This is a genomic window from Pararcticibacter amylolyticus (assembly GCF_003130405.1).
Classification (GTDB): Bacteria; Bacteroidota; Bacteroidia; order Sphingobacteriales; family Sphingobacteriaceae; genus Arcticibacter; species Arcticibacter amylolyticus.
On sequence record NZ_QEAS01000002.1, the window covers coordinates 221,972 to 231,387 of the forward strand.

8 protein-coding genes are annotated in these 9,416 nt (G+C 44.6%); 3 read left to right on the plus strand and 5 right to left on the minus strand.

The features are described from left to right. Nucleotides 1-174: 174 nt before the first annotated feature. A complete protein-coding gene (locus tag DDR33_RS03390; RefSeq protein WP_109414352.1) occupies nucleotides 175-1,611 on the minus strand; it encodes an arginine deiminase family protein in 1,437 nt (478 codons plus the stop codon). A gap of 83 nt (nucleotides 1,612-1,694) precedes the next feature. Here DDR33_RS03390 and argS point away from each other — a divergent pair, with 83 nt between their 5' ends. Both argS and DDR33_RS03400 read left to right on the plus strand, forming a co-directional pair. After that, nucleotides 1,695-3,461: an arginine--tRNA ligase gene (gene argS, locus DDR33_RS03395; RefSeq protein WP_109414353.1), complete on the plus strand. Its 1,767-nt coding sequence runs from the start codon at nucleotides 1,695-1,697 to the stop codon at nucleotides 3,459-3,461. Nucleotides 3,462-3,536: 75 nt separating this feature from the next. Continuing rightward, a complete protein-coding gene (locus tag DDR33_RS03400) occupies nucleotides 3,537-3,788 on the plus strand; it encodes a hypothetical protein (protein ID WP_146198694.1) in 252 nt (83 codons plus the stop codon). Nucleotides 3,789-3,840: 52 nt separating this feature from the next. Here DDR33_RS03400 and DDR33_RS03405 read toward each other — a convergent pair whose 3' ends face one another. Next, the gene (locus DDR33_RS03405) at nucleotides 3,841-4,602 is read right to left on the minus strand and encodes an SGNH/GDSL hydrolase family protein (protein WP_109414355.1); all 762 of its coding nucleotides are present in this window, start codon (nucleotides 4,600-4,602) and stop codon (nucleotides 3,841-3,843) included. 83 nt (nucleotides 4,603-4,685) lie between these two features. After that, nucleotides 4,686-5,318, minus strand: coding sequence for an HAD family hydrolase (locus DDR33_RS03410; protein WP_109414356.1), 633 nt, complete (start codon nucleotides 5,316-5,318; stop codon nucleotides 4,686-4,688). Nucleotides 5,319-5,501: 183 nt separating this feature from the next. Here DDR33_RS03410 and DDR33_RS03415 point away from each other — a divergent pair, with 183 nt between their 5' ends. Beyond that, nucleotides 5,502-6,203: an SIR2 family NAD-dependent protein deacylase gene (locus DDR33_RS03415; protein WP_109414556.1), complete on the plus strand. Its 702-nt coding sequence runs from the start codon at nucleotides 5,502-5,504 to the stop codon at nucleotides 6,201-6,203. On the opposite strand, the gene DDR33_RS03420 is transcribed toward DDR33_RS03415, so the two are convergent. Continuing rightward, nucleotides 6,200-7,837, minus strand: a complete 1,638-nt coding sequence (locus DDR33_RS03420) for a M1 family metallopeptidase (RefSeq protein ID WP_109414357.1) — start codon at nucleotides 7,835-7,837, stop codon at nucleotides 6,200-6,202. The genes DDR33_RS03415 and DDR33_RS03420 overlap by 4 nt on opposite strands. A gap of 47 nt (nucleotides 7,838-7,884) precedes the next feature. After that, nucleotides 7,885-9,282 carry an MBL fold metallo-hydrolase RNA specificity domain-containing protein gene (locus tag DDR33_RS03425; protein ID WP_109414358.1) on the minus strand — a complete coding sequence of 466 codons (1,398 nt, stop codon included), beginning with the start codon at nucleotides 9,280-9,282 and terminating at the stop codon, nucleotides 7,885-7,887. Between the last annotated feature and the right edge of the window lie 134 nt (nucleotides 9,283-9,416).

A 9,416-nucleotide genomic window follows, 5' to 3' on the forward strand; every position in this document is an offset into this window, starting at 1 on the left:
TCACAAAGCAATCGGCAATACTATTATAAACTAGTGAAATCTAACCAAGGTTTCTTTTATCCTAAAATCGCCCTGATAACCGGTATGCAATACTATTTACATCTAATCTGTTAATTACACAATTTCCGTCCAGAACTTTCTACTTTTAACTTTCACCTTTCAACTCAGTAAAACTTAATTTTCCCTCAGTAACGGCATGCTCATACAATGAAATCCCCCTCTGGCGCGCGACAGTTCTGCCGACGGCATCAGGATCAAAGTATCTTGTATTTCATCAACGGACAGCTCATCAGATTCAAGCTTTGAGACCAGTTCCTCAGCCTGAATGACTGAAAAGCCCTTTGCTTTGAATGCGTCGACGGTTCGGTCATTGCGGTCGTAGCCGACAACTACCCCTTCCTTCAGTGCCAGAAGGTTGCAGGAATCCGTCCATTGTTCTCTTACATCAAATGGGAAATGATTGTTTCCGCTATAGATAAAACGAACCTCTTCTTTACATCCGAGATCATTTTTACTGATATCCGTTAGGAGGTCTTCAATGCAGGTGTACATCCTCGGGCGGTCAACCTTGCCCTTCACAAACTGAAAGATCTCGGGCTTCTCCTTATTACGCTTTTCCGAGAGGTAATCCACGGGTTCAGAACCTTTGTGTTTCTGCTGAGACGAAATAGATCCCAATACCACCCATGTCCTGCGGTCAATCTGGGTGAAGATGGTATCGATATGCATAAAGTCCCTTTTATGCGGGATCTTGACCACGGTGACCTTTTTCACGACGTCCCGTTCAAACAGAAGTTTAATCGCTTCGCTCGCCCCGCTGGCGGAAGTGCGTTCGCTGCAGCCAATCAGTACGTGATCCGGACTGACAACCATCACATCGCCTCCTTCAATAGTCGTCTTCTCACCGTGCTCCTCTCCCGGGCGCAGAAAATACTGGATGGTTGCAGGGATCTCCAGGATATTATTCCGGTAGTTTTCAAAGAGGGGATGATTGAAAAAGATATACCTGGCAAGGAGGGTTTCCCTCGACCTGGCCTTTTTGGCGGGTTTATTCAACAGGATGAAGTTGTTGATCGTAATACCGATATCACGCGTAAAAATAAGATTGGGGATAGGAGGGAATATCATTTCATTTCCGGGCATATAACCAGAGATGAATATTTTAGAAAGTTCGGCTGCCGGAGTGTTGATCAGCTCTTTCTGCATACTGTAACTACAGCCTTCTATAGCGCAGACTGCCGCTGTGAGTTTCTTGCAGGTGTCGGGAAACTCCAGTATATCCGTTAACAATCTCTCAAACTCTATCACCTTGTCCGAATTATGAAAACCAGGCTTGGAAGGTTTGAAGAACTCCCGCCTGCTCTCTTCCGAATCTACAATGTCCAGCTTCCCCTTAATTCTGCCAGGATCCAGAAAGTAGAGAAGAAGCTTTACATAATAATCGTATTCTTTTTTTCTTACAGTATCCAGGTGTAAAATGTCCTCGAAAAGCCAGTCCTGCGCCTTCGATGGAGCTACACGGCCAATGCCGCTATCCGGACTATGAATGAGCAAACACTTGAGTTTACCCGTTTCGGATCCCACTGAGAGCTTAAAATCTTCTGTTTTCATAATTTACTGGTGCCTTACAAATCTACCAGAATTTGTGCGAATATAAACTCTGTCATTTTCGCCGTAATCATTAATTTTGGCACATGGATTTTATTATACAGGGAACACTACAGGCTGTTGAGGCTTTATATCATACAGAACTTAAAGAAAGCGACATTAATCTGCAGGAAACAAGGAAAGAATTTGAAGGGGAGGTGACAATCGTGACTTTTCCTCTTACCAGGATCTCGAAGAAATCGCCGGAACAAACGGGAAACGAGATCGGGGAGTACCTTCAAAAAAACCTGCCGCACATTGCCGGATTTAATGTCATTAAAGGCTTCCTCAACTTAAGCCTTACCAGCCAGTACCTGATCGGTAATTTCAGAAACATCATTAGCAAAGACGGCTTCGGAACTTTTCCTGCCAACGGAAAAAAGATAATGGTGGAATATTCATCCCCCAATACCAACAAGCCCCTGCACCTCGGTCACATCAGGAATAACTTATTGGGATATTCTGTCGCTGAAATACTGGCAGCTTCGGGATACGACGTTATCAAAGCCAATCTTGTTAACGACAGAGGTATCCATATTTGTAAGTCTATGCTAGCCTGGCAAAAGTTCGGCAACTCTGAAACACCTCAGAGCAGCGGAATGAAGGGAGATCACCTCGTCGGAAAATATTACGTCATTTTCGACAAGGAGTATAAGAAACAGATTGATGAACTCAAAGCTGCAGGCCAGACAGAAGAAGAAGCGAAAAAGAACGCTCCCCTGATCCGCGAGGCACAGCAGATGCTTCAAAAATGGGAAGCAGGAGATGAAGAAGTGATCGGACTGTGGAAAATGATGAACGGCTGGGTTTACGAAGGATTTGACGTAACCTACAAAAAGTTAGGCGTAAATTTCGACAAGTACTATTACGAATCAGACACCTATCTTTTGGGCAAAGACATCATTGACGAAGGCCTTGCCAAAGGAGTCTTTTTCAGAAAAGAAGATAATTCGGTTTGGATTGACCTCACATCTGATGGCCTGGATGAAAAACTCGTACTTCGCGGCGACGGCACTTCCGTATACATCACCCAGGATATGGGTACCGCACAACTGAAATATGATGATTTCAAAATGAATGAATCTATTTATGTTGTCGGGAATGAGCAGGACTATCATTTTAAAGTGCTATTTCTCATCCTCGAAAAGCTTGGTAAATCGTGGGCTAAGGGCATGTATCACTTATCCTATGGAATGGTGGACTTACCGTCAGGTAAAATGAAATCCAGGGAGGGAACAGTTGTCGACGCGGACGACCTTATTGAAGAAATGATCGATACTGCCAGGCAGCGTACCGAAGAACTTGGAAAAGTAGAAGGCCTCGCTGAATCTGAAAAAGAAAACCTCTACCGGATGATCGGGCTTGGAGCTTTGAAATACTTCCTTTTAAAGGTAGAGCCAAAGAAGCGCTTGCTCTTTGACCCCAACGAGTCAATCGACTTTCAGGGACATACCGGCCCGTTCATCCAGTACACACATGCAAGGATCCGGTCTGTACTGTCAAAAGCGAACGTAACGTCGTTTGATTTTGATGGATTAAATGCCATAACACCAACCGAAAGAGAGCTGATACTGGCACTGGGCAGATATCCTGAGATTATTGCGGCATCTGCAAAAGCTTTCAGCCCCGCTGAAATTGCAAATTATGCTTACGAACTGGCAAAATTGTACAATAAGTTTTATCACGAAGAACCAATCCTCAAGGTAGAGGATACTGAAATCAAAAATTTCCGCTTGTCCCTTTCAAATGTAACAGCAGCAATCATTAAAAAGAGCATGAACATGCTTGGCATTGAAGTGCCTGAACGTATGTAAACTGAGTTTATCTGCCTCCGCAAAAACAGTATTTAAAAAATACGGTTTAAGAGGAATTAATACTCTATGGAAACCATGAAACAACTATTTTTAATCAGCCACGATACAAAAACAGCAGTCCAGGCAGGAAGCGGGGTCGCGGGTATTCCTAGTATTCATGCGGAAAGGATCGCAGCCTTAAATGCTTTTTTAACTCTTAATCATCAAAAAAGCATTATTCCGGTATGGGATGATGATGACGAATTTGAAGAGATCCTCGATACTTATACATTCATCACCGTTGACGATGCAAACAAGAGCATCTACAGTAATGAAACCCTCGGATAAAAAAACAAAAAGGATAAAAAGAAAGGCGCATTATTACGATGCGCCTTTCTTTTTATCCTTTTATTGCCTCCAGCCATGCTAAAGACATCAATCTGGCTCCTGCAATGCTTGGGTGGACGCCATCGGGAGTCCAGTATGCAGCAGGAGCTGATTTAACAGCTTCATCATAAACTGTCTGATAAGGAATAAACGTGGCTTTAAATTGCTCTGCCAGATCGCGAGCAGCATAGCGGTATTCATGAAAAGAGGGAAACCAACCTTTATTTACAGCAGTTCCCAGCAATGCATAAGGCTCCCCTATAATCAGTTTCAGATCCGGATATCTCTGTTTTGTTCTGTCTAACAAAGCTTTGTAGTCGTCACGGTAGGTCTTTATAGTACCCGAATAATTCCCGTTCTTCATATGCCAGAAATCATTTACCCCAATCAGGATACTCAGAACGCTGGGCTTTAAATCAAGTGCATCTGCATCCCAGCGCTCCGCGAGCTGGTAAACCTTATTGCCGCTGACACCCTTGTTATATATCTTAAGATCTTTTCCGGGATGAGCATTCAGCAAATCGGCAGCAGCAAGGAAAGCATAGCCGGAACCCAGTGCCTTGGCGTTATTAGGCGCAGTCTCAGTTCTGCCCCGTCCCGCGTCGGTAATGGAATCACCCTGGAACAGCACTACATCACCTTTACCCAAGGATACTTTTTGTACTTTACCTGCGGCAAAAGCCGACAGGACGATATTAGGAAGACTCAATGACAGGAGCCCTCCGACAGCTGCTTTTTTGATAAAACTTCTTCTTTCTGCTTCGTTAGTTTTCATGTGCGAAATTTAAGCATGAAGAGATAAAAAAAACAAAGAACAGTGAAAATTTCTTTGCTCCGGGACCATTCTGCAAACGCGGCTTAAAGTCCTGTGAAATGAGAAGTAAGGCTTTTGAAGTCATCAAATTTGAGATGAAACTTATCTGTCGAACCAAAACCGCAGCTAATGAAGACAAAAGGAATTCCCGCTTTTTCGCTTTGCAGCCTGTCACCATCCGTATCGCCTACATAAACCGGGTTCTTAAGACCATGCCTCTCCATCAGGATCCTGATATTATGATGTTTGGGCATATTGTTCATTCCGTACTCCATCACATCGGTAATATACCCGCTTATTTCTGTCCGTTTGGTAAATAAGTCCAGTAAACCTTCGGGGCAGTTGCTTACTATAAACAGCTTATATTTTTCAGCCATCTGCTGTATTCCCTCTTTCATCCCTTCGAACGGAGTACCGCCACCCTGCTCAATCAGTAATTTACGCTGCTCGTTGATCTTTTCGTAAACAGCGGCCTGTTTGTCTTCACTAAACTCACCTAAAGTGATCTCAAGTACCTTTTTGCCCTCCATACCCATCAGCGGTTGCAGGTCTTCTTTTGTCATCGACTTATCTACCCCGGCAGCCTTTAAACCATTGTTCCATGCGGCAACATACAAATCCATCGGATCCCAGAGGGTTCCGTCCATGTCAAATATTATACTATCTGGTTTTTCCATTAATCCTTCTTTTGGCGGCAATATTAAGGTATTTAACAGGAGGAATCAACGAAGCGGGGCATATCTTTCAGATTAATATAAGGTGCAGGGTATTTACAATATCACAAGGCGGCCTTAACTTTGCCTGTATTCCAGGTATCCCGCCGGAGCTTTCTCCCGGCAGGAAATATTTACTCAAAGAAGATGAAACAGAAAGTAATAGTGTTAACAGGCGCGGGAATTTCTGCTGAGAGCGGATTAAATACCTTTCGCGATTCAGACGGCCTGTGGGAAGGATATGATATAAACGATGTCGCTACGCCCGAAGCCTGGCACCGTAACCCCGTATTGGTACAGCATTTCTATAACCTGCGGAGAAAGGCAGTATTGAAAGCAAAGCCCAACGCTGCACACATCGCACTCGCTGAACTTGAAAAATATTATGATGTCACGATTATCACACAGAATATTGATGACCTGCATGAACGGGCAGGCTCTTCCAGCATCATACATCTGCATGGCATTATCACTAAATCACAGTCAAGTGTCAATCCTAATCTCACTTACGATATAAACGGGGCAGAGCTTGCGATGGGCGAGAAGTGCGAACTGGGTTCACAATTGCGGCCGCATGTCGTCTGGTTCGGGGAAGCCGTTCCGATGATCGGAAAAGCAGCGGAAATATGTATGCTTGCAGATGTCTTTATGATTATCGGAACCTCTCTGCTCGTCTACCCTGCAGCGGGGCTCATAGATTATGTACCTGCTGACGCAGGGAAAATCCTGATTGATCCGAAAGTATCAGGAGTCCCGGGAGTAAGTAACCTGCAAATTATCCCGGAGAAGGCGGGAACTGGCGTCCCAAAAGCGGTGGAGGCGCTTATCAGGGAAGTGAGGTCCTCTTAAAGAGGCCCCTCCCTGTATAATAAATTAAACCAGGCGTCGAGAGTAAAACCTGCCGACTGCTCAAATGCAGCTTTCATATCGCGGGGGGTAGGATGCCTGAACTTCCATAGATTGAAATAATTCCTGAACGCTTTGTTCACTCCCTCAATTCCAATGGACTCCTGGAGCCTGTAAACCCATAATGCAGGCTTTACATAAGAAGCAACAGCATAGTCATTCGTATTTTTAAAAGCTTCTGATGGCGTATCCATCGCAGGTTTCATAGGTATACTTGCCATTACGTTATAGGTACGCTCCTGGAAATCCTCAAACGAAAGCTTCCTGAGCTGAGGAGGAATATTATTTCCAAAGATCGAGTTAGAACGGTATTTAATAGCCTCGTAACGGAGCTGAAAATAGGTATTCAGCCCTTCATCCTGCCATGGGTGGGATCTTTCGTTCGAGCCGATCATACTCATAAACCAGTTGTGTCCCACTTCATGCGCAATTACGGCGTCCAGGCTTTCATTTTTACTGTCGGGACTGGTGATCAACGTAACAGTAGGATATTCCATACCGCCGCTCGAGTTGTTCTTTGGCCCTTCAACAGCCTGAACAACAGGATACTGATATTCTCCGATCCAGTTGCTGTATTGCTCAACGGCATCCTTAACATAGTCAATACTGTTAGTCCACGGAGTATTTTCACGATCAAAGTAATAAGTAAAGGCATCTACCTTTCTGCCTGATTTCAAAGTCATCTGGTCATACTGCACGATAAAGTCTTTTGAAGCAAACCATGCGAAGTCAGGCACACTATCGGTCTTATATGTCAGGGTCTTCATTCCCGTGCCCGCAGGCTTATAACGAACAGGGCCGTACTTCCTGTTTTCAGCATTCTTCCGCCCGATGGCTTTATACTGGCTTAGTTCTTCAGCATTCTGAAGAACACCGGTAGCCGACACCACGTAACCGGCAGGTAAAGTAATATTTACGAGATAGGAAGCATATTCGCTATAGAATTCTCCCATATTCAGGTAGGGAAATTCATGCCATCCCTCCTTATCGAAGACCGCAGGCTTGGGATACCACTGGCAAATCATAAACCCATTATCCGAAAAGCCCGATCTCGAATAGAAGGAGGGAAGCTTCACTTTGAAATCAGTGGAGATAACAACCGAATCACCCGGTTTAAGTGGAGAAGGTAATTTGAGCTTGAGGACATCTATGTGTACCGGGTGTGCTTCCGTAGCAGCTGACTGTCCGTTCACTTTAAACTGAAGGCCTTCTACGTATCCGGTCTGATAGGTTGAAATCTTCTTCTTATGCTCCCGGTCTTTCCTTAACTGCTGAAACAAGGCAGTATTTTTATCCTTATATGCATTCGCCCAGATATGAAACCATATAAAATCCAGTGTCTGGGGAGAATTATTCTTATAGACGATCTTTTCAGCCCCGGTCAGGGTTTTATCCTGGTCGTTAAGCGTCACGTCGATGGTGTACGCCAGCTTTTGTTGCCAATAGGCATCCTGCGCATAAATACGGCAGCTTAAAGATAAAAGAAAGAGCACCAGGCTTACTTTCAAAGAAGACAGTGCTCTGTAAGAAGTTATTTTAACGTGACCTGAACCTGTATTTCTGCTTGTAGCGAACATATAATTACTTGGGGAACCAAACTTAGATAAATCTTTGGATTAATGACTTAAAATTCAAAAGTCTCACCTTTTTCAGGAAGGGTTACAGTGTAGCCCTCTTCTTCCAGATCACGTCTCATAGCTGCCATGCTCTCAGGCTCCCCGTGAACAAGAAATATATTCCTGAGACGTGCTTTGTCCTGCTGTTTTATTACCGTTATCAGGTCGTCGTGATCGGCGTGTCCGCTCAGCACATCCGTTTGACGGATCTTGGCGTATACAGCAAGCTCCCGGTCGCGGATATGAACAATAGGGTCGCCCCTCAGCAAACGGTGTCCCAAAGTCCCTTTTGCACTGTAGCCGATGAATAAAATCGTGCAGTAATAATTCTGAATATTATAAAAGAGATGATCTTGTATCCGCCCTCCCTCCAGCATTCCGGCAGAAGATACAATAATGCAGGGTTCAAAATAGCTGGAGAGCTCACGGCTTTCCTTAATGCTCTGGACGTAGTGAAGATTTTCAAATTCAAATTCATCTCCCTTCTGCTGGTAGAATGCCTGCGCCTCGGAGTTCAGTTTATGATGATACTTCCGGAAGATGTCTGTTGCATAATTCGCCATCGGGCTGTCCACAAAAATCCGGACGCGGGGGAGGAGACCTTCGGAGAAGATCTTGTTGAGCGAGTATACAAGTGCCTGGGTACGGCCGATACTAAACGCAGGAATGATCAGGCGTCCCGGGCTTTTGATACAGGTTTCTTCGATAACGCGCACCAAAACCTGTTCCACCGTTTCCTCTTTCGAATGGTAGCGGCCGCCGTATGTAGATTCACACACCAGGTAATCTACAGGTGGGAGCTCTGAAGGATCGACAATAACCGGGTAATTCTTTCTTCCGATATCTCCGGAAAAAGCAATGGATCTCTCCAGTCCGTGCTCATTTACAGTAAGTACGACACTTGCCGCTCCAAGAAGATGCCCGGCCGGAAATAACTCAACTACTACATCCCCGTTCAGCCTGAAAGGTTTATTAAAACCTATTGTAACAAACCTCTCCGCCGTATCCATTACATGTTTCTGCATATAGAGCAGCTGCTGCCCATGCGGCTTTTTACCCCTCCTGTGATACCTTCCTTTTTGCTTTCTGGCTTTATTCTCAAAAATAGTGACCGAATCGAGTAAAAGCAGCTCCGTCAGATCGGCTGTAGCAGCCGTACAAAGGATCTGCCCTTCAAAGCCCAGGCGCAGAAGAGTAGGAAGATTACCGGAATGGTCGATATGTGCGTGTGTAAGAATAACTACATCAATACTTGCGGGATCGAAAGGAAATAAAGCATTTTCTTCCAGTCTTGTTTCCTTTTCATAATCAAGCCCGCAATCAATAAGTATTTTATAACGATTGACCTCAAGCAGATGCATGCTGCCAGTTACCTGACGGGCAGCTCCCCAAATAGTTAACTTCATTTCCGGATTAATCAGCGATCAGAAGATCGAAGGTTGTTTTGTCGACAAATGTAAAAGTATCAAAAATGAGACGTATTCCCCGCCCGAAAGTGTAAAAATCTTAATAGGTTTCCCTTCTGCACCTCATCCCCATC